At 60.4% G+C, this 877-nt stretch carries 1 protein-coding gene; it reads right to left on the bottom strand.

Annotated features, from left to right (window positions below; all coding sequences use genetic code 11):
* Positions 1-54: 54 nt before the first annotated feature.
* Positions 55-819 (bottom strand): IS6-like element IS6100 family transposase, encoded by a 765-nt coding sequence (locus RR51_RS28450; protein WP_001389365.1) that lies wholly within the window; start codon positions 817-819, stop codon positions 55-57.
* Between the last annotated feature and the right edge of the window lie 58 nt (positions 820-877).

Below are 877 nucleotides of genomic sequence, written 5' to 3'. Positions count from 1 at the left end.
GGCTCTGTTGCAAAGATTGGCGGCAGTCAGAGGTAGGCTGTCGCTCTGCGCCGATCAGGCGGCTGCTGCGAAATGGTGGTTGAGCATGCCCATGGCCTCCGTCAGCGCCGAGGGCCCAATGCCAAAAGCTCTCTCCACAAGGCGCACCTCGCCCCTGATGCCGGGCTGCAGGCACCAGGGGCGAGCCTGTCCTTTGCGCAGGGCTCGCATGACTTCGAATCCCTTGATCGTGGCATAGGCCGTGGGGATCGATTTGAAACCGCGCACCGGCTTGATCAGTATCTTGAGCTTTCCGTGATCGGCCTCGATCACGTTATTGAGATACTTCACCTGCCGGTGGGCCGTCTCCCGGTCCAGCTTTCCTTCGCGCTTCAATTCGGTGATCGCTGCACCATAGCTCGGCGCTTTGTCGGTATTGAGCGTGGCAGGCTTTTCCCAGTGCTTCAGGCCTCGCAGGGCCTTGCCCAGGAACCGCTTCGCTGCCTTGGCGCTGCGGGTCGGCGACAGGTAGAAATCGATCGTGTCGCCCCGCTTGTCGACTGCCCGGTACAGGTAGGTCCACTTGCCCCGCACCTTGACGTAGGTTTCATCCAGGCGCCAGCTCGGATCAAAGCCACGCCGCCAGAACCAGCGCAGCCGCTTCTCCATCTCCGGGGCGTAGCACTGGACCCAGCGATAGATCGTCGTATGGTCGACCGAAATGCCGCGTTCCGCCAGCATTTCCTCAAGGTCGCGATAGCTGATCGGATAGCGACAATACCAGCGCACCGCCCACAGGATCACATCACCCTGGAAATGGCGCCACTTGAAATCCGTCATCGTTCCGTCCGTCCAATCTCCGCCAAGCATGCTCAAGCTTCACGATTTTTGCAACAGA

The organism is Pseudomonas sp. C5pp, assembly GCF_000814065.1.
Lineage (GTDB): Bacteria > Pseudomonadota > Gammaproteobacteria > Pseudomonadales > Pseudomonadaceae > Aquipseudomonas > Aquipseudomonas asiatica.
The sequence above is the reverse complement of the archived record's forward strand: the minus strand, read 5'-3'. Positions and strand labels throughout refer to the sequence as shown.

What these genes read in the sequence shown, in the direction of transcription:
- RR51_RS28450 (WP_001389365.1), bottom strand. Translation starts at nt 819, where the DNA reads ATGACGGATTTCAAGTGGCGCCATTTCCAGGGTGATGTGATCCTGTGG.